The organism is Janthinobacterium sp. UMAB-56 (assembly GCF_900095265.1).
In the GTDB taxonomy this organism is placed as follows: domain Bacteria; phylum Pseudomonadota; class Gammaproteobacteria; order Burkholderiales; family Burkholderiaceae_D; genus Janthinobacterium.
Genome location: NZ_LT607656.1, coordinates 1 through 18283, shown reverse-complemented (window position 1 = coordinate 18283; position 18283 = coordinate 1). Strand labels below are relative to the sequence as shown.

Genomic DNA, 18283 nt, shown 5'->3' with positions numbered 1-18283 from the left:
GCCACGGGAGTGTTCGTGATCCCCGCCGTGCCGTATCTGCAGGGATTGGGGCTGGCACGCGATGCGCTGGTGCAGGCACTGGGGCTGGCGTTTACGGCATCGACCGTGGCGCTGGCGGCCAGCCTGGCCCTGCGCGGCGACTTCAGCCTGGGCGCGGCCGGCGCTTCGGCGTATGCGCTGCTGCCGGCGCTGGCTGGCATGCTGGCCGGCCAATGGCTGCGCGCGCGCATCGCGCTGCCAGTATTCAAGCGATGCTTTTTTGTCGGCCTGTTCGCCCTGGGCTTGCATGCGGCGCTCAAACCATGGCTGGCATGATGCAGATCGATTGGCAGGGGGATAGCGCGCTGTGCGCGTGGATCGATGGCCAGCAGGTTGCCATGCTCGACATCAGCCAGTGCGCGAATGGGGTGACGGTGAACATGCTGTTCGTGAAACCGCCGTTCCGGCGGCGCGGCATCGGCGGCGCGCTGCTGCGGCGGCTGTTGCAATGCCATCCATCGGCCAGCGCTGCCTGCAGCGACCCGCGGCTGCGGGCGCTGCTGGAAAAGACGACTTAAATGCCATACTTTGTGCGGTAGGCGGAAACGGCTTCTTTATATTTGAGCAGTTCCGGATCGGCGCCCGCGCCATTCAGGTAGCCGAACAAGTCGTCCAGGTTGCCGATCGAGATGACGGGGATACCGTACTGTTTCGATACTTCCTGCACCGCCGAACTAGGCGACAGCTGGCCATCGGGGCCGGAACGCTCCATGCGATCCAGGGCGATCAGCACGGCGCAGGGTTCGGCGCCGGCGGCGCGGATCATGTCCACCGATTCGCGCACCGAGGTGCCGGCCGAGATCACATCGTCAATGATGACAACCTTGCCCTGCAACTTGGCGCCAACGATGGTGCCGCCTTCGCCATGGTCCTTGGCTTCCTTGCGGTTGAAAGCGAACGAGGTATTGCGGCCCTTGCCGGCCAGCGCCACGGCGGTGGCCGACGCCAGGGTGATGCCCTTGTAGGCGGGGCCGAACAGCATGTCGAATTCGACGCCCGAGTCGAGCAGGGTCTGCGCGTAGAACTGTGCCAGCTCGGCCAGGGTGGCGCCATCGTGGAACAGGCCCGCATTAAAGAAGTACGGCGATGATCGCCCGGCCTTGGTGGTGAACTCGCCAAACCGCAAGACTCCCTTGGATACTGAAAACGCGATAAACTGCTGGCGTAAATTATTCACATTAGCCTCATTTTTTAAAAGTGCCTGTATTTTAATCCGCGCGCACCGGCGAGACAATCGCCATGCCGCGCCCGCCGGCCCCGTCCAGCGCCCTTTCACTCTCAATCTATGCCAAAAATTATCTCCGCCAACCTGAACGGCATCCGTTCCGCCGCAAAAAAAGGCTTTTTCAACTGGATGGGCACGCAGACGGCCGATTTCATCTGCGTGCAGGAATTGAAGGCGCAACTGCCCGACATGACGCCGGAATTCCTCAATCCGCACGGCTACCATGGCCATTTCCACTATGCCGAGAAAAAAGGCTATTCGGGCACGGGCGTGTACAGCAAGGTCGAACCGGACGCCGTACATATCGGCTTCGGCAGCCCCGAATTCGATGCCGAAGGCCGCTACGTGCGCTGTGATTTTGGCAAGCTGTCCGTCATTTCCGTGTACTGCCCTTCCGGTTCGTCCGGCCCGGAGCGCCAGGAAGCCAAGTTCCGCTTCATGGAACTGTTCCTGCCGCACCTGCTGGAATTGAAGGCGCTGGGCCGCGAAGTGGTCATCTGCGGTGACTGGAACATCGCCCACCACGAAATCGACCTGAAAAACTGGAAGGGCAACAAAAAGAATTCCGGCTTCCTGCCGGAAGAGCGCGCGTGGCTGACGCGCGTCTTCGACGAAGTGGGCTTGGTCGACGTGCACCGCGGCCTGGACAAGCGCGAAGACCAGTACACGTGGTGGAGCAACCGCGGACAAGCCTACGCGAAGAACGTGGGCTGGCGCATCGATTACCATGTCGCCACCCCTGGCATCGCGGCCCAGGCGCATACGGTCAGCGTCTACAAGGACGAGCGTTTTTCCGACCACGCTCCTTTGATCATCGATTACACCATCAAGGCGTAAGCGCCACTACAGGCTGCGCCGGCTTTCAAAATGGCGCGCCTCGCCGCTCAAGGGGTCGGTGAAATCAATCGCGCGCGCCAGCAACTGCAGCGGGTGCGACATGTCGTCTTCCTTGCACGGCAGGGCTGACGGGTAAAACGCATCGTTGACGATGGGGATACCCAGCGCGGCCAGATGCACGCGCAACTGGTGCTTGCGCCCCGTGTGCGGATGCAAGCGGTACAGGTTTAGCTCGCCGCGCCGCTCGATCACGTCGATGACGGTTTCCGAATTGGGCTCGCCCGCTACTTCGCGCATGAGGAAAAACTGCGCCCCCTCGACCATGCGGCTGCGATAGGTGAACGGAAAATCGCGGCCATCGAGGCGAGGCGCCAGCGCCTCATACGTCTTGCGCACTTCGCGGCGCTGGAACAGCGATTGGTAGGCGCCCCGACTGGCTATCTGGCGCGAGAAAATCACCACGCCGGCCGTTTCGCGGTCGAGGCGGTGGATCGGCGTCAGCTCGGCGCAGTCCAGGTTTTTCTTCAAGCGCGTCAACAAGGTCTCCTGCACGAAGCGCCCGGCCGGCGTCATCGGCAGAAAATGCGGCTTGTCGACCACCACCAGGTGTTCGTCCTGGAACAATATCTCTTCCTGGAAGGGGATCGGCGTTTCGCGCTCCAGCTCGCGGTAGTAAAAAATGCGCATGCCGCACCGGTAGGCGCTGTCGGGCGCCAGCACGGCGCCGTCGCCATTGACCACGTCGCCGCGCGCCATGCGGTCCTGCCATTGCGCGGCGCTGATCTGCGGATAGCGCTCGAGCAGGAAAGTGAGCATGTCCGGCCACTGCCCTTCCGGCAGCCAAAGATAACTGGCCGCCACGCCATCGCGCATGGGCAGCGGCGCAGGGCCGCTACGGGAAGACATCCTAGCGCGCGGCGATGGCGTTGCTGCGGTAGGGCGGCAAGGCGTCCACGCTGACGCCCTTGCTGCGCGCGTACAACGGCAGCACTTGCGCCATGTGGCTGTTCATCTGCGAGATGCGGTCGCTACCCGACGGATGCGTCGAAAGGAATTCCGGCGGTGCACCCGCGCTCACGGCCGCCATCTTCTGCCACAGCACCACGCCAGCGCGCGGATCGAAACCGGCGCGCGCGGCCAGGTCCATGCCGATCAGGTCCGCTTCGCGTTCATCGTCGCGCGAGAACTTCAGCATCACGCCCTTGGCCGCCATATTCGTGGCGGTGCTGGTCAGATTCGGGTCGACGCCGAGCCAGGCCGACAGGCCGGCGCCGGCCAGTTTGGCGCCAACGGCGGCCAGGTTGCCCTTGCCGGCCTGCGCCTGCGAGTGTTCGCGCAAGGCGTGCGAAATTTCATGTCCCATGACGACGGCCACTTCATCGTCGGTCAGGTTCAGCTTGCTGATAATGCCGCTGTAAAAAGCGATCTGCCCGCCCGGCATGCAAAAGGCGTTCACCTCGTCCGAGTTGAGCAGGTTGATCTGCCAGTTCCAGTTGGCCGCCGCTTCGTTCCAGCGGGTGGCGAACGGGATGATGCGCTGGGCGATGGCGCGCAGGCGCTTGACCTGCGGATCGCTGTCCGGCGCCAGCGCATTTTTTTCCTTCGCTTCGTTGACCAGCTGCGTATATTGCTGCTTCGATTGTGCATTGAAATCGGCGCCGCCGGCAAAGATGCGCGAGGTCGACAAAGGACGCACCTTGATGCCATCCTGTACCGTCGCCTGCTGGGCGTGGACGGACAGCGGCGCCAGCGCGGTGGCCGCGCACAGGCTGGCCAGGACGGTGTAACGTTTAAGGGATATTGGTGCCATTGGCAGACCTCCATGGAGCGATTTTAGGCAGCATCATCATGGCCGGAAAAGCCAGGAAGAAGCAAACGATGAAAAACGAGAACCAGCCCAGTTCGGCGACCAGAAAGCCCACCGAGGCGTTGATCAAGGTGCGCGGCACAGCGCTCAGGCTGGAAAACAGCGCATATTGCGTGGCCGTGTAGCGCGGGTCCGTGGTGCGCGACAGGAACGCGACAAAGGCGGCGGCACCCAGGCCCAGGCTGGCGAAGGCTTCAAAACCGATCACGGCACTCAATAGCATGGTGTTCGGCCCCACCTGCGCCAGCCAGGCAAAGCCGAGAATGGCGATGGCCTGCAGCGCGCCGAACACCCACAGGCCCCGGTTGATGCCAAGCTTGAGCATCCAGACACCACCCACCACGCCGCCGGCCAGGCTGGCCCAGAAACCCGTGGTGTTGGCGGCCAGGCCGATCTGCGTCATGCTGAACCCCAGGTCGAGATAAAACTTCGTCGCCAGCGCCGTGGCCATGCTGTCGCCGATTTTGTAGAGTAATACGAAAGCGAGTATCCACATAGCGTTACGCCAACCATCGCGCGCGATGAATTCCTGGAACGGCAAGATGATCGCTTCGCGCATGGTCTTCGGCGGCGAACCGTACACGCTAGGCTCCTTGATCAGCAAGGTGCACACGAGGCCCGGCAGCATGAAGGCGGCCGTGATCCAGAAGACGGGCTGCCATGGCATGCGGTCGGCCAGGATCAGCGACAGCGCGCCCGGCACCATGCCCGCCACTTTATACGCGTTGACGATGACGGCGGCGCCCAGGCCCTGCTCATTGTCGCTGAGGATTTCACGCCGGTAGGCGTCGATGACGATGTCCTGGCTGGCCGACAGGAAGGCCACGCCACCGGCGGCGGCCGCGATCAGGCTGATCTGCGTGAGCGGGTCCAGCATGCCCATGCCGCCGATGGAGAAGAACAGCGCCACTTGCGTCAGGGCCATCCAGCCGCGCCGGCGTCCCAGGCCCAGGATGCGGTAGCGATCCATCAGGGGCGCCCACAGGAATTTCCAGATGTACGGGAACTGCACCAGGGCAAACAGCCCCAGCGCTTTTACGTTCAAGCCCGACTTGGCCAGCCATGCCTGCAGCAAATACAGCAGGATGAACAGGGGCAGGCCGGAACTGAAACCCAGCACCAGCACGGCCAGCATGCGGCCATTGGCATAGGCACGCCAGCCAGGCGCCGGGCTTTTGCTCATCAATGCACCGCTTTTTTGCGCAGGCGGAAGACGGCCAGGTCGCCGCGCAGGTTGGGCAGCACGGAGACCATCTTGCCTTCGGCCAGGGCCACGCATTCGATCACTTCCAGGCCGCATTCCTCGGCCAGTTCGCGGAAGTCGTTGATGGTAGCGCAGCGCACGTTGGGCGTGTCATACCACTGGTAGGGCAGCGATTTCGACACGGGCATGCGCCCTTTCAGCAAGGCCACGCGGTGCGGCCAGTAGGCGAAGTTGGGGAACGACACGATGGCTTCGGCGCCCACGCGCACGATGTCGCGCAGCAGCGGCTCGACCTGCTTCATCATCTGCAGGGACGACAGGCATAGCACCGTGTCGAAACTGTTGTCGCCAAAGATGGCCAGGCCCTTTTCCATATCCTGCTGGATCACGTTCACGCCGCGCAGGGTGCTGGCCAGCACCTTGTCGTCAGCGATTTCGATGCCGTAGCCGCTGCACTCCTTGTCGCTTTGCAGGTATTGCAGCATCACGCCTTCGCCGCAGCCCACGTCCAGCACATGCGCCTTGTTCGGCACCCAGTGGGCGATAAAGGCCAGGTCGGGGCGCAGCGCGCTCAATTCGTCAAAAGTCATGCGGTCTCCTTGGCGCCCTGGCGGACGGCGGTGTGCTGTGCAGGAGCGGGCAAGCCCGCCCCGATATCGTTCCATACCTGGCCATAATAGGCGCGCACCATGTTCATGTAGCGCGCATCTTCCAGCAGGAAGGCGTCGTGGCCGTGCGGCGCGTCGATTTCCGCATACGTGACCTGGCGGCGGTTGCACACCAGGGCTTCGACGATTTCGCGGCTGCGATCGGGCGAAAAGCGCCAGTCGGTGGAGAACGAGGCGAGGAAGAACTTGGCCTTGGTGCCCGACAGGGCCTTGGCCAGGTCGCCGCCATGCGCGCGCGCCGGATCGAAATAATCGAGCGCCTTGGTGATCAGCAGATACGTGTTGGCGTCGAAGTATTCGGAGAACTTGTCGCCCTGGTAGCGCAGGTATGATTCGATCTCGAAATCGATGCCGAAGCCGAATTTGTAGTCGCCCGTCTGCGCCGCATCGCGCAGCTTGCGGCCGAATTTTTCGGCCATGTCGTCATTCGACAGATACGTGATATGACCCACCATACGCGCCACGCGCAAGCCGTTCTTCGGCACCACGCCGTGGGCATAGAAGTCGCCGCCACGATAATCAGGGTCGGACAGGATGGCCTGGCGCGCCACGTCATTGAAGGCGATATTTTGCGCCGACAGCTTGGCCGTCGAGGCGATCACGACGCAGTGGCGCAAGCGCTCAGGGAACATGATGCTCCACGCCAGCGCCTGCATGCCGCCCAGGGAGCCGCCCATCACGGCGGCGAACTGCTTGACGCCCAGTTCATCGGCCAGGCGTGCCTGCGCGTTGACCCAGTCTTCCACCGTGACGACGGGGAAAGAGGCGCCATATGGCTTGCCGGTGGCGGGATTGGTATGCATGGGGCCCGTCGATCCGAAGCAGGAACCCAGGTTGTTGACGCCGATGACGAAGAATTTGTCCGTGTCGAGCGGCTTGCCGGGACCGACCATATTGTCCCACCAGCCCGTGCTTTTCGGCTCATCCTCGTACACGCCGGCCACGTGGTGCGAAGCGTTCAGGGCGTGGCAAACCAGCACCGCGTTCGATTTGTCGGCGTTCAGGGTGCCGTAGGTTTCATACATCAACAGATAGTCTTGCAGCGATGCGCCGCTTTGCAGCTGCAAGGGTTGCGCAAAATACATGGTTTGCGGCGAAACGATTCCAATGGATGACATGTGTGTCGGTTTATAAAAGGGGGGCGGCCCCACGGGCCATGGTCGATGCAGCACCGCGATGATAGGTTCTGCAACTTTAACACCAGGAAACATCTTGCCGCGCGCGATGTGTCCTGGTGCTGATAAGGCGACAGTTTACATGAGCTGCAACTGTTGTACGGCTTCCGCGATCACATTTGGTTCCATGGAACGCATAATTTTGCGCATTTGTGGTGCAATCAGGTCCAGGTCGCTGTTGAGGATCTCTTGCTTGACCGCCAACAGCTGGGCCGGATGCATGGAAAACTCGCGCAGTCCCATACCCAGCAGCAAGCGCGTGAGCTTCACGTCGCCCGCCATCTCGCCGCAGACGGCCACGTCGATGCCCGCCTTGTGGCCGGCCGCGATCGTCATGGAGATCAGCTGCAGCACGGCCGGGTGCAGCGGATTATACAAATGCGCCACTTCGTAATCGACGCGGTCGATGGCCAGGGTGTACTGGATCAAATCATTCGTGCCGATCGACAGGAAATCCATGCGCTTGACGAACATGGGCAGTGCCAGCGCGGCGGCCGGTATCTCGATCATGGCACCCACTTCGACGGCATCGTCGAACTTGACGCCTTCCTCGCGCAGGCTGGCCTTCGCTTGCGCGATCATGGCCAGCGACTGGTCGATCTCGAAGGCATGCGCCAGCATGGGGATCAGGATGCGCACCTTGCCGAAAGCCGAGGCGCGCAGAATCGCACGCAGCTGCGTCAGGAACAATTGCGGCTCGGCCAGGCAGTAACGGATGGCGCGCAAGCCCAGGGCGGGATTCAAGGCCGTATGGTCGGACTGGTCAAGTGGCTTGTCGGCGCCGATGTCGAGCGTGCGGATGGTCACCATGCGCCCTTTCATCGACTGCACCGTGTTGCGGTAAGCCTCGAACTGCTCGTCCTCGGTGGGAATCTTGTGGGCACGGCCCATGAACAGGAATTCGGAGCGGAACAGGCCCACGCCGCTGGCGCCCGATTCCAGCGCAAACGCGCAATCCTCGGGTAACTCGATATTTGCCAGCAGAGTGACGGGCGTGCCGCATTTGGTCACGGCCGGCGTCTTTTTCAGCTTGCCCAGCTTCTTGCGCGCGCGCTGCATGGCCGCCTGGAGCTCGCGGTACTGTTCCAGCACCAGGGTGCTGGGGTTGGCGATGACCACGCCGGCGTCGCCGTCGATGATCAGCCAGTCGTCCTGTTCGATCAGCATCGAGGCCTGCGACATGCCGACGGCGGCCGGGATATCCAGGCTGCGCGCGACGATGGCCGTGTGCGAGTTCTGCCCGCCCACGTCGGTAATGAAACCGATGAAGGAGCGGTCGCGGAACTGCAGCATGTCGGCCGGCGAAATATCGTGGGCGACGACGATCATCTGCGCCAGCAATTCATCGTCGGTGGCCGCCTTGGGCAGCAGCTGTTCAGTACCCAGCAAGACCTTCAGCACGCGTTCGGCCACTTGCTGGATATCGGCCTTGCGCTCGCGCAAATACGGGTCTTCGATTTCGTCGAACTGCGCCGACAATTCATCGATTTGCGTCAACAGCGCCCATTCGGCGTTGTAATGGCGCGAACGGATGATGTCGAGCGGCGCTTCGGCGATCAGCGGGTCCGACAGGATCAGCGCATGCACGTCGATGAACGCGCCCAGTTCGGTGGGCGCATCTTTCGGCAGCTCGTTCCACAGGGTTTGCAGCTCCTTGTGGACGGCGGCGATGGCGTTTTGCAAACGCTGGACTTCGGCTTCGATCTGTTCCTGGGCGACCAGGTAGTGTTTGACGTCAAGGGCGGCCGGCGCCAGCAGATGCGCGCGGCCGATGGCGATGCCGCGGGAGACCGGGATGCCGTGGAGCGTGAAAGATGCCATGGGGTGACCTGTCGGAATGCGGCTGCGGCTGCGTTCGGCGGACATTACTCGCCTTCGCCAAACCTGTCATTAATCAGGGCGGTGAGCGCATCGACACATGCCTGCTCATCATCGCCCTCGGCTTCCAGGGTCACTTTCGCGCCCTTGCCGGCGGCCAGCATCATCACGCCCATGATGGACTTGGCGTTGATGCGGCGCGCGTTACGGGTCAGCCAGACGTCGCTCTTGAACTTGGCGGCGAGCTGGGTAAATTTGGCGGAGGCGCGTGCGTGCAGTCCCAGCTTGTTGATGATTTCGAGTTCTTTTTGAATCATTTTTGTATGGTCTCTATCCCTGAATGCACTACGCTGATGACAATCTTGGCCTATAAAACCCGCCGCCTTCAGGGCGGCGGCCATGCACTTCCTTATTCGCCCACGCGGATGCGGTTGTCGACGCGCACGGCGCCGCTTTGCGCACCGGCCAGCGCCATCTCCACCACCACGTCAAGCGTGTCGCGGCGATACGTGATGGCGCGCAGCAGCATCGGCAGGCTGATGCCGGCGATGACTTCCACCCGGCCCGCATCGGCCAGCTTGTTGCAGCAGTTCGACGGCGTGCCGCCCTTCACGTCGGTAATCACCAGCACGCCGGAGCCATCGTCAAGACGGCAGATGGCTGCCGATGCCAGCTTTTGCACTTCCGCCAGATCCTGGTCGGCGACGACGTCGATGGCCTCAAAACGTTCCGTTGGCCCGCGAAACACATGCGCGCAGGCGGCGATGAACGCCTGTCCCAGCGGTGCATGTGTCATGAGCAAAATCCCTACCATAGTCATTTCACCTTCTGATGCTGCTGCGCTTGCGCAACGCCATGCTCGACGGCGTCGACAAACATGGCAGCCACATCAAAACCCGTCTGCTGCATGATTTCCTGGAAGCAGGTCGGGCTGGTGACATTGACTTCCGTCAGATAGTCGCCGATCACGTCCAATCCTACCAGCATCAGGCCGCGCGCGGCCAGGATCGGGCCCAGTTTTTCAGCGATTTCCAGGTCGCGTGTCGTCAGGGGCTGCGCCACGCCCGTGCCGCCGGCCGCCAGGTTGCCGCGCACTTCGCCCGCCTGCGGGATGCGCGCCAGCGAAAACGGCACCGGCTTGCCGCCGATGACGAGGATACGCTTGTCGCCCTTGACGATGTCGGCGATAAAACGCTGCGCCATGATGGTCTGCGCGCCGTTCTCGCTCAAGGTCTCGATGATGGCGCCCAGGTTCAGGCCATCGGCCTTGACGCGGAAGATGCCCGTGCCGCCCATGCCGTCGAGCGGCTTGAAGATGACGTCCTGGTGCTTGGCGTGGAAGGCGCGCAGGCGCGCTTCATCCGACGTCACCAGGGTCGGCGAGGTGAATTCGGAAAACTGCGCAATGGCCAGCTTTTCATTGTTGTCGCGGATGGCGGACGGCTTGTTGAAGACGTGTGCGCCCTGCTTTTCCGCCAGCTCCAGCAGATACGTGCCGTACACGTATTCCATGTCGAACGGCGGGTCCTTGCGCTCGATGATGGCGTCCAGGGTCGACAGGCGCACTTCCTCGGTGGAGACCACTTTGTACCAGTCGTGTTCGTCGCCGGTCAGCTCGATATGCTGCACACGGGCAGTGACGATGCCCTCTTCCAGCGCCATGTCCTTCTGCTCGAAGGCGTACACGGCATGGCCGCGCCCGGCCGCCTCGCGCATCATGGCGAAGGTGGAATCTTTGTAAGTCTTGAAGCCTGCCAACGGGTCGGCAAGGAATGCAATTTTCATGGTGCGTCCAATCGGGGAGCCTGGATAAGGAATGCTTGATTCTAGCCGAGATCGCCAGGCGCGGTTGTCGCCGCGCCCGGCAAGCTGCTGAGGGGAATCAATACACCTCGGGATTCGGGTCAGTGCGTTCCATTTCCAGCGACGCAGCCAGCAAGGCCAGGCGCGCCACCACGCCATATACATAGAAGCGGTTCGGTGCGGCCGTGCCCGGCTTGGCCTTCAGGTCAGGCACCGCATGCTGCTGGGCAAATGCCAGCGGCACGTACTGCGAACCGGGCGCGTTCAGATTCTGATCGACGCCCCGCTCCGCATGCACGCGGTAAAAGCCACCCACCACATAGCGGTCGATCATGTAGACGACAGGCTCGGCCACCGCATCCTTGATGCTTTCAAACGTAGGCACGCCTTCCTGGATGATGACGTCGGTGACGACTTTGCCATCCTTGACGATGGACATCTTGTCGCGCTGCTTGCGCGACAAATCGCGCACTTCGCTGGCGTCGCGCACCGTCATGATGCCCGTGCCATACGTACCCGCATCGGGCTTGACGATGACGAAGGGCTTTTCCTTGATGCCGTATTCCTTGTATTTCTTGCGGATCTTGGCCAACAGCACGTCGACACTGGCGGCCAGCGCGTCTTCGCCCTCGCCTTCCTGGAAGTTGACGTCGCTACACTTGGCGTGGAAGGGGTTGAGCATCCACGGGTCGACATCGATCATCTTGCCGAATTTTTTCACCACTTCATCGTAGGCCGTGTAGTGGTTGCTCTTGCGGCGCAAGGCCCAGCCCGCATGCAAGGGCGGCAACAGGCTTTGCTCGTGAATGTTTTGCAAGATATCGGGGATACCATCCGACAAGTCGTTATTCAGCAGAATCGTGCATGGGTCGAAATCCTTCAATCCCAGGCGGCGGCCATTGTTCAGGCGCACGAGCGGCTCGATGACGAGCATGTTGCCGTCTGGCAACGCCAACGGTGTCGGCTGGGTGATCTCGGGCGACCACGAGCCAAGGCGCACGTGCAGCCCCGTCTGGCGGAAAATCTGCATCAACCGCGCCACGTTTTGCAGGTATTGCGGCGTGGTGTTGTGCAATTCCGGCACCATCAGCAGGTTGCGGGCGTCCGGGCAATACTTGTCGATGGCGGCCATGGCCGCCTGCACGGACAAGGGCAGCATTTCCGTGGCCAGGTTATGGAAACCGCCAGGGAACAGATTGGTATCGACGGGTGCCAGCTTGTAGCCCGCATTTCGCAAGTCTACCGAGCAATAGAAGGGCGGCGTGTGCTCTTGCCATTCCATGCGAAACCAGCGCTCAATGGCCGGCGTCGCGGCCAGAATCTTTTTTTCGAGGTCGAGCAGCGGTCCGGTCAGGGCCGTGACGAGATGGGGAACCATAGTTACATCCTTAAATTATGTGCAGTATTCAAAAAAGCACACAGAACTGCCGACTATATTACCGTGTAAGTAGCCTAAATCGGGGCAAATGCCTTGTTTTAAAGACCTTTTCCATTCCCACAACGAAAAAAGGCACCTCAATGAGGCGCCTTCTCAAGCCAGGCACGCCACGCCGCAGCGCTGGCGTGCCAGATCATTATCATTTAGCCATGATATGCCTGCTCGCCATGGCTGGTGATATCGAGGCCTTCGCGCTCTTCTTCTTCCGGTACGCGCAGGCCGATGACGATGTCGACCAGTTTATAGGCGATGACGGAGACCACGGCCGACCAGATGATGGTGGTACCGACCGCTTGCGCCTGTACCCACACCTGGTGGCCGATCGAATACGGGTCGGCCGACATCTTGTTGGTGACGTAGTCGAAGATGCCCTGACCGCCCAGCTGTGGCGCAGCAAACACACCGGTCAGCAAGGCGCCGAGGATACCACCCACGCCATGCACGCCAAACACGTCGAGCGAATCGTCGGCGCCGATCAGGCGTTTCAGGCCATTCACGCCCCACAGGCAGACGACACCGGCCAGCAAGCCGATGACCAGGCCGCCCATCGGGCCGACAAAGCCGGCCGCCGGGGTGATCGCCACCAGGCCGGCCACGGCGCCGGACGCGCCACCGAGCATGGATGGCTTGCCTTTGCTGATCCATTCGCCAAACACCCACGACAGGGTAGCGGCGGCCGTTGCCAGCAAGGTGTTGACGAAGGCCAGGGCAGCCACGTCGCCCGCTTCCAGCGAGGAGCCGGCATTGAAACCGAACCAGCCCACCCACAGCAGCGACGCGCCGATCATGGTCATCGTCAGCGAGTGCGGTGCCATCGATTCGCGGCCGTAGCCGACGCGCTTGCCGATCATGACCGCGCCCACCAGGCCGGCGACAGCGGCATTGATGTGCACCACGGTGCCGCCGGCGAAGTCCAGCGCGCCTTTTTGCCAGATCCAGCCAGCCTTCAGGGCTTCGCTGGCCGAGGTGGCGGCGTTGGTGATCAGGTCAGGCCCCGTCCAGAACCAGACCATGTGGGCGGCCGGCAGGTAGGCAAACGTAAACCACAGCACGACGAAGGCCAGCACGGCGGAGAACTTGGCGCGCTCGGCAAAGGCGCCGACGATCAGTGCACAGGTAATGGCGGCAAACGTGCCCTGGAAAGCGACGAAAACGAACTCGGGAATCACGACGCCCTTGCTGAAGGTGGCAGCAGCGGCAAACGTGCCCTTGGCCGGATCCCAGATGCCGTTCAGGAACAGGCGGTCGAAGCCACCGAAGAAGGCGGTTTTTTCCGTGAAGGCGATCGAGTAGCCATAAATACACCACAGCACGATGACCAGCGCGAACACCATGAACACTTGCATCAGCACCGACAGCATGTTCTTCGAGCGCACCAGGCCGCCGTAGAACAGGGCCAGGCCGGGGATCGTCATCAAGATCACCAGCAACGTGCTGATCATCATGAAGCTGGTATCGCCCTTGTTGGCGACGGGGGCGGCGGCTGGTGCGGCCTCGGCCGGGGCAGGGGCGACGGCAGCGGGCGCTGCGTCAGGAACCGGCGTCACGGCGGGAGCGGCAACGGCCGTGGTCGTGGCAGCTTCCGTCTTGGCGGGTGCATCGGCAAAACTCGGCGTGGCGACGCCAAACGCACACAGACAGGCTATCCCGGCGAGCAATTTTGTTATATTTTTACGCATCAATATTCCCCTTAGAGCGCTTCGTTGCCGGTTTCACCGGTACGGATGCGGATGACCTGTTCCAGGTTGTAGACGAAAATCTTGCCATCACCGATCTTACCGGTACGCGCAGCACCTTCGATCGCTTCGATGGCCTGGTCGACAATCGCGTCGTCGACGGCAGCTTCAATCTTGGTCTTTGGCAAGAAATCGACGACATACTCGGCGCCACGGTAGAGTTCCGTGTGACCTTTCTGACGACCGAACCCTTTGACTTCCGTGACAGTAATGCCTTGTACATTGATAGCCGACAAAGCTTCGCGTACTTCGTCCAGTTTGAACGGTTTAATGATTGCTGTAATCATTTTCATGGCAGTCTCGCTTAAAAAGTTTTGGACACGGTCAGCACGAGACCGGATTTCGCCAGGTTCTTGCCATTTGGCGCCAGCGACGTGATATTGGCCTTCACGGCAGCAAGGGAAACGGTCGCCATGCCAAAGTCCTTGGTCACGCCGAACTTGACATCGTTGTAGCTGAGGGAATCGTTGTGCGCGACTTTCTGACGCCCCACATGCACGTTCATGATATAGCCGTCAATCAGGTCAAAGTTGCCGCCCACGTCAAGATAGCCACTGTTTTTGCTGTCAGACACGCCAAACAGATTGGTCGTCGAGTGCGAGTACTTGATGTACAGCGGGCCGTAGCCGAGTTGGCCGTACAGCTCGAAAGTATTGGCATTGGTGCTCAGCCCATTCGAGGGATAGAAGTAGTAGAGGCCGCCCACGTCATAGGTGAAATCCTTGCTGATCTCGCCCCGCTTGCCGCCGTAGATATCCCATTCCAGATTGGTATCGCCGCCGCCATCCTTGATCCATTTGATGCTCGACAACCAGGTGCCCACGTATAAGCCCGTCGGATTGTGGGTATAGTCGGCACCACCGCTGATGGCAGGGTCGAGACGGCTTTGCGACACGCCACGGTAACGATAGTCGCTGCTCAGCGCCACGTTGTAGCTCACCACGTTATCAGGGACCGCCTCGGCAGCAGCAGGCGCCGCCGCCGCATCCTGGGCCATGGCGCTACCGCACACGGCGGTCATGGCCAGCGTCAACGCTGCTACTAAAGTCATGTTCTTGGACAAATTCTTCATGGCGATTCCCTTTTATTGAACTTTTAAAGCGGTTGAGGTTTAAAATCTTGGCTGGAGATCACAAAGCGTTCATCACTTCTTTAGCAGAATACGTGCCAGCTCTCTTGCCACCTTGACAGGTGCATTTCCGTCCACACTTACCCTGCACGCCGCAGGGATGACGGAAACGGACTGCTGAAGCACAATGAACCGCCCAGATACGCACCAGATTAACGCCACTGTGCACCGCAATGGTGCGTTGCACAGGATGCACCATAAAAGGACTGACCATGGACATGAATACCTTCTTTAACGACTTGCAAGGCAAGATCCATCAAGCCATCGAAAACTCGCCAGCCAAGGATATCGAGAAAAACGTGAAATCGATGATGACCCAGGGCTTCGCCCGCCTCGATCTCGTCACGCGCGAAGAATTCGATATCCAGGCGCAAGTGCTGGCCAAGACCCGCGCCAAGCTGGACGCACTGGAATTGCGCCTGATCGAACTGGAAACGCGCCTGAACGATACCAAGGCGTAAAGTGCGGCCGGCAAGGCCTCGTTATCGGCGGCCTTGCTGGCATACCTCAAGCCTCGTACCGCTTCAAGCGCTAGACTGATCCTGTCCGCGCCCGCGCTACAGGGGATTCTGATGAGCCTGGCCGTCCTGAAAAGCCGCGCCCTGTCCGGCATGGAGGCGCCCGAGGTAAGTGTCGAAGTTCACCTTGCCAACGGCTTGCCGTCCTTTACGATAGTCGGCTTGCCGGATACGGAAGTGAAGGAATCGCGCGACCGGGTTCGTGCCGCGCTGCAAAACTGCGGCTTTGACATGCCGGCGCGGCGCATCACGGCCAATCTGGCGCCTGCAGACTTGCCCAAGGAGTCGGGCCGCTTCGACTTGCCCATTGCTCTGGGCATCCTGGCCGCCTCCGGCCAGTTGCCGGGCGACCAATTACACCGCTATGAATTCGCGGGCGAACTATCGCTGTCTGGTCAGTTGCGTCCCATCCGTGGTGCGCTGGCCATGACCTTTGCCATGCAGCGCAGCCAGTCGAGCGCGCCACGCGCCTTCATCCTGCCGCAGGCGAACGCGGACGAGGCGGCTCTCGTCAGCGATGCCTGCATCTATCCCGCTCACAGCCTGCTCGAGGTCTGCGCGCATTTTGCCGCGCACGCCAGCCAGACTGCCCTGCAACGCCACCAGCCCGTGCTGGCAACGCATGCTTTTCCCTATCCAGACTTTGCCGACGTGCAAGGGCAGCAACAGGCGCGACGCGCACTGGAAGTGGCAGCAGCGGGTGGCCATAACGTCCTGATGGTAGGCCCGCCGGGCGCAGGCAAGACCATGCTGGCCAGCCGCTTCCCCGGCGTGCTGCCGCCCATGAGCGATGAAGAGGCGCTGGAATCGGCTGCCGTGCATTCGCTGAGCGGCCACTTCAAAGTGGAACATTGGAAACGACGGCCCTATCGCGCCCCACACCAGACAGCGTCCGGCGTGGCGCTGGTGGGCGGCGGCAACGTGCCGCGCCCGGGCGAGATCTCGCTGGCACACTGCGGCGTGCTGTTTCTCGATGAAATCGCCGAATTTCAGCGCCGGGTACTCGATGTGCTGCGCCAGCCCATGGAATCGGGCGTGATCAGCATTTCACGCGCGGCCCGCCAGGCCGAGTTTCCTGCCCGCTTTCAGCTGATCGCCGCCATGAATCCCTGCCCCTGCGGCTATCTGGGCCACGCTTCCGGCCGTTGCCGCTGTACCCCAGACGCCGTGCTCCGTTATCACAATCGCCTGTCCGGCCCGCTGCTCGACCGTATCGACCTGCAGATTGAAGTGGCAGCCATGCCGCCGGCGGCGCTGGGGAGACATGCAGGCGTCGGCGAAAGCACGCAAGCCATCGCCTCCCGGGTGGCGGCAGCCTTCGCTTTGCAACTGGCACGCCAGGGAAAATCGAACCAGCGGCTGAGCAACATGGAAATCGAACAGCATTGTCGCCTGGAGCCACATGGCGAACAGTTGTTGCATGGCGCCATGACGCGCCTGCACTGGTCGGCGCGCACCTACCACCGGGTACTGCGCGTGGCGCGCAGTATTGCGGATCTGGCGAACAGCTCCGCCATCACCACGCCGCATGTCGCCGAAGCGATCCAGTACCGGCGCGTGCTGCGCGAGATATAAGGCGGCCAGTGAACGCGGCCACACGTGCGCGATTGCGCGCGAGTGGCGGCGCTGCTACTATCTGCTGATGAAAAAACCATCACTTGGCCTCTTTCTAGCGACACTCGCGGCCACCAGCGTCTTGTCCGCCTGCAGCCCGAAATTCGACTGGCGCGACTATCGCAGTCCGGACGCCCAGTTCACGGCCCTGTTTCCAGGCAAGCCGGCCGTGCTGACGCGCGAGATCGATCTCGATGGCAAGAAAGTCAGCCTGACCATGACGGCCAGTGAGGTCGATGGCAATACCTTTGCCATCGGCAGCGCCGCGCTCGACAGTACGGAACAGGCGCAAGCGGCCCTGCCTGCCATGAAGATGGCGCTGCTAAAAAATATCAATGGCGTCGTGCGCAGCGAAAAACTGGCCTCGGCGGCCAGCAACACGACGACCGGCGGCCATCAACGCAGTTCGCTGAGCGTTGAAGCGACAGGCATACAGCAAGGCAAGCCCGTCTTGCTGGTCGGGCGTTTTGTGGCGCAGGACAAACGTATATTTCAAGTTATCATTCTTGGGGAAGAAAGCCAACTGTCGCGTGACACCATCGACACCTTCCTGGACTCGGTAAAACTGGATTGAGACTTAACGATCGCTTAAATGGCTATTTTCACGCTCAGCAAGCTCTTGTAAATTCGTACCGTGTCCAACACATGGCGGTATGCGACTTGCAAATGTGCAATCCGCGCAATCGGACGGCCGGTGCAACACCCAAGTCGTGATATTGTTTCGACACTAACAACAAGTTTCAGAAAGCACTTATGTTAATCTCATTCAAATCCAAATCCTCCCCAGAAGTGTTGATGTACCAGGAACATGCCCAGCGTATCCTCGACATCCTGCACAAGAACCCCACGCGCGGCGTCATCACGCCAGCAGAAGCGGGCGATGCCCTGGCCATGCTGGAAAAAGAAGTCGCGGAAAGCAAACTGCATCCGGAAAATGATGTCGAACACGATGCGCATACGCCGGAATCGCTGGAAGATGGCGAAACGGGCGCACATGCGCGCGCACAAAAAGTACATTTTTCACAGCGCGCCTATCCGTTGATGGAAATGCTGCGCTCAGCCAAGGCGGAAGGTGAAAGCATTACCTGGGGCATCTGATCCGATGAACGTTGCAGACGAAAAAAAACCCCGCACACGCGGGGTTTTTTATATAACAAGCCTGACGATAACCTACTTTCACACTGGTTGCAGCACTATCATCGGCGCAAAGTT

20 protein-coding genes and 1 pseudogene are annotated in these 18283 nt (G+C 61.1%); 7 read left to right on the top strand and 14 right to left on the bottom strand.

Annotated elements, in window-relative coordinates:
- A pseudogene (locus K0F85_RS28755) lies at nt 1-315 on the top strand (hypothetical protein); the annotation flags it as partial.
- Nucleotides 312-557, top strand: coding sequence for a GNAT family N-acetyltransferase (locus K0F85_RS12930; RefSeq protein ID WP_219116425.1), 246 nt, complete (start codon nt 312-314; stop codon nt 555-557). The pseudogene K0F85_RS28755 and the gene K0F85_RS12930, both read left to right, overlap by 4 nt.
- Here K0F85_RS12930 and pyrE read toward each other — a convergent pair.
- Entirely contained in the window at nt 554-1216 is a 663-nt protein-coding gene (gene pyrE / locus K0F85_RS12925; RefSeq protein ID WP_219116424.1) for an orotate phosphoribosyltransferase, read from the bottom strand. The genes K0F85_RS12930 and pyrE overlap by 4 nt on opposite strands.
- Before the next feature lie 108 nt (nt 1217-1324).
- Here pyrE and K0F85_RS12920 point away from each other — a divergent pair, with 108 nt between their 5' ends.
- Entirely contained in the window at nt 1325-2101 is a 777-nt protein-coding gene (locus K0F85_RS12920) for an exodeoxyribonuclease III (RefSeq protein WP_219116423.1), read from the top strand.
- A 6-nt stretch (nt 2102-2107) separates the two neighbouring features.
- Here the strand turns inward: K0F85_RS12920 and K0F85_RS12915 are convergent, their stop codons facing one another.
- The 13 genes from K0F85_RS12915 to K0F85_RS12855 all read right to left on the bottom strand — a co-directional run bounded on the left by K0F85_RS12915 (nt 2108) and on the right by K0F85_RS12855 (nt 14882).
- The gene (locus tag K0F85_RS12915) at nt 2108-3007 is read right to left on the bottom strand and encodes a pseudouridine synthase (RefSeq protein WP_257572744.1); all 900 of its coding nucleotides are present in this window, start codon (nt 3005-3007) and stop codon (nt 2108-2110) included.
- A 1-nt stretch (nt 3008) separates the two neighbouring features.
- Nucleotides 3009-3911, bottom strand: coding sequence for a M48 family metallopeptidase (locus K0F85_RS12910; RefSeq protein WP_219116422.1), 903 nt, complete (start codon nt 3909-3911; stop codon nt 3009-3011).
- A complete protein-coding gene (locus K0F85_RS12905) occupies nt 3892-5151 on the bottom strand; it encodes an AmpG family muropeptide MFS transporter (protein WP_219116421.1) in 1260 nt (419 codons plus the stop codon). The genes K0F85_RS12910 and K0F85_RS12905 overlap by 20 nt, the downstream gene beginning before the upstream one ends.
- A complete protein-coding gene (gene metW, locus K0F85_RS12900; protein ID WP_219116420.1) occupies nt 5151-5762 on the bottom strand; it encodes a methionine biosynthesis protein MetW in 612 nt (203 codons plus the stop codon). The genes K0F85_RS12905 and metW overlap by 1 nt, the downstream gene beginning before the upstream one ends.
- Complete coding sequence (locus K0F85_RS12895) at nt 5759-6958, bottom strand: homoserine O-acetyltransferase (protein ID WP_219116419.1); 1200 nt, start codon at nt 6956-6958, stop codon at nt 5759-5761. The genes metW and K0F85_RS12895 overlap by 4 nt, the downstream gene beginning before the upstream one ends.
- Before the next feature lie 135 nt (nt 6959-7093).
- Nucleotides 7094-8836 (bottom strand): phosphoenolpyruvate--protein phosphotransferase, encoded by a 1743-nt coding sequence (gene ptsP, locus K0F85_RS12890; protein ID WP_219116418.1) that lies wholly within the window; start codon nt 8834-8836, stop codon nt 7094-7096.
- A 44-nt stretch (nt 8837-8880) separates the two neighbouring features.
- A complete protein-coding gene (locus K0F85_RS12885) occupies nt 8881-9150 on the bottom strand; it encodes an HPr family phosphocarrier protein (RefSeq protein ID WP_010393142.1) in 270 nt (89 codons plus the stop codon).
- Between the two features lie 92 nt (nt 9151-9242).
- Nucleotides 9243-9647 carry a PTS sugar transporter subunit IIA gene (locus K0F85_RS12880; RefSeq protein ID WP_219116615.1) on the bottom strand — a complete coding sequence of 135 codons (405 nt, stop codon included), beginning with the start codon at nt 9645-9647 and terminating at the stop codon, nt 9243-9245.
- 2 nt (nt 9648-9649) lie between these two features.
- A complete protein-coding gene (gene gshB, locus K0F85_RS12875) occupies nt 9650-10618 on the bottom strand; it encodes a glutathione synthase (protein WP_219116417.1) in 969 nt (322 codons plus the stop codon).
- Nucleotides 10619-10715: 97 nt separating this feature from the next.
- Nucleotides 10716-12014, bottom strand: coding sequence for a glutamate--cysteine ligase (gene gshA / locus K0F85_RS12870; RefSeq protein WP_101483765.1), 1299 nt, complete (start codon nt 12012-12014; stop codon nt 10716-10718).
- 203 nt (nt 12015-12217) lie between these two features.
- Nucleotides 12218-13753, bottom strand: coding sequence for an ammonium transporter (locus tag K0F85_RS12865; RefSeq protein ID WP_306984500.1), 1536 nt, complete (start codon nt 13751-13753; stop codon nt 12218-12220).
- 11 nt (nt 13754-13764) lie between these two features.
- The gene (locus K0F85_RS12860) at nt 13765-14103 is read right to left on the bottom strand and encodes a P-II family nitrogen regulator (RefSeq protein WP_010393464.1); all 339 of its coding nucleotides are present in this window, start codon (nt 14101-14103) and stop codon (nt 13765-13767) included.
- 11 nt (nt 14104-14114) lie between these two features.
- Complete coding sequence (locus K0F85_RS12855; protein ID WP_219116416.1) at nt 14115-14882, bottom strand: TorF family putative porin; 768 nt, start codon at nt 14880-14882, stop codon at nt 14115-14117.
- 269 nt (nt 14883-15151) lie between these two features.
- Here K0F85_RS12855 and K0F85_RS12850 point away from each other — a divergent pair, with 269 nt between their 5' ends.
- The 4 genes from K0F85_RS12850 to K0F85_RS12835 all read left to right on the top strand — a co-directional run bounded on the left by K0F85_RS12850 (nt 15152) and on the right by K0F85_RS12835 (nt 18169).
- Entirely contained in the window at nt 15152-15400 is a 249-nt protein-coding gene (locus K0F85_RS12850) for an accessory factor UbiK family protein (protein WP_034749434.1), read from the top strand.
- Nucleotides 15401-15511: 111 nt separating this feature from the next.
- Entirely contained in the window at nt 15512-17032 is a 1521-nt protein-coding gene (locus tag K0F85_RS12845) for a YifB family Mg chelatase-like AAA ATPase (protein ID WP_219116415.1), read from the top strand.
- A gap of 121 nt (nt 17033-17153) precedes the next feature.
- Nucleotides 17154-17645, top strand: a complete 492-nt coding sequence (locus tag K0F85_RS12840; RefSeq protein WP_257572743.1) for a hypothetical protein — start codon at nt 17154-17156, stop codon at nt 17643-17645.
- Between the two features lie 179 nt (nt 17646-17824).
- Entirely contained in the window at nt 17825-18169 is a 345-nt protein-coding gene (locus K0F85_RS12835) for a DUF1840 domain-containing protein (protein ID WP_219116413.1), read from the top strand.
- Nucleotides 18170-18283: the final 114 nt, after the last annotated feature.

Coding starts and splice junctions, on each gene's coding strand:
- K0F85_RS12930 (WP_219116425.1), top strand. CDS start 312: ATGATGCAGATCGATTGGCAGGGGGATAGCGCGCTGTGCGCGTGGATC.
- K0F85_RS12920 (WP_219116423.1), top strand. CDS start 1,325: ATGCCAAAAATTATCTCCGCCAACCTGAACGGCATCCGTTCCGCCGCA.
- K0F85_RS12915 (WP_257572744.1), bottom strand. CDS start 3,007: ATGTCTTCCCGTAGCGGCCCTGCGCCGCTGCCCATGCGCGATGGCGTG.
- K0F85_RS12910 (WP_219116422.1), bottom strand. CDS start 3,911: ATGGCACCAATATCCCTTAAACGTTACACCGTCCTGGCCAGCCTGTGC.
- K0F85_RS12905 (WP_219116421.1), bottom strand. CDS start 5,151: ATGAGCAAAAGCCCGGCGCCTGGCTGGCGTGCCTATGCCAATGGCCGC.
- metW (WP_219116420.1), bottom strand. CDS start 5,762: ATGACTTTTGACGAATTGAGCGCGCTGCGCCCCGACCTGGCCTTTATC.
- K0F85_RS12895 (WP_219116419.1), bottom strand. CDS start 6,958: ATGTCATCCATTGGAATCGTTTCGCCGCAAACCATGTATTTTGCGCAA.
- ptsP (WP_219116418.1), bottom strand. CDS start 8,836: ATGGCATCTTTCACGCTCCACGGCATCCCGGTCTCCCGCGGCATCGCC.
- K0F85_RS12885 (WP_010393142.1), bottom strand. CDS start 9,150: ATGATTCAAAAAGAACTCGAAATCATCAACAAGCTGGGACTGCACGCA.
- K0F85_RS12880 (WP_219116615.1), bottom strand. CDS start 9,647: ATGGTAGGGATTTTGCTCATGACACATGCACCGCTGGGACAGGCGTTC.
- gshB (WP_219116417.1), bottom strand. CDS start 10,618: ATGAAAATTGCATTCCTTGCCGACCCGTTGGCAGGCTTCAAGACTTAC.
- gshA (WP_101483765.1), bottom strand. CDS start 12,014: ATGGTTCCCCATCTCGTCACGGCCCTGACCGGACCGCTGCTCGACCTC.
- K0F85_RS12865 (WP_306984500.1), bottom strand. CDS start 13,753: ATGCGTAAAAATATAACAAAATTGCTCGCCGGGATAGCCTGTCTGTGT.
- K0F85_RS12860 (WP_010393464.1), bottom strand. CDS start 14,103: ATGAAAATGATTACAGCAATCATTAAACCGTTCAAACTGGACGAAGTA.
- K0F85_RS12855 (WP_219116416.1), bottom strand. CDS start 14,882: ATGAAGAATTTGTCCAAGAACATGACTTTAGTAGCAGCGTTGACGCTG.
- K0F85_RS12850 (WP_034749434.1), top strand. CDS start 15,152: ATGGACATGAATACCTTCTTTAACGACTTGCAAGGCAAGATCCATCAA.
- K0F85_RS12845 (WP_219116415.1), top strand. CDS start 15,512: ATGAGCCTGGCCGTCCTGAAAAGCCGCGCCCTGTCCGGCATGGAGGCG.
- K0F85_RS12835 (WP_219116413.1), top strand. CDS start 17,825: ATGTTAATCTCATTCAAATCCAAATCCTCCCCAGAAGTGTTGATGTAC.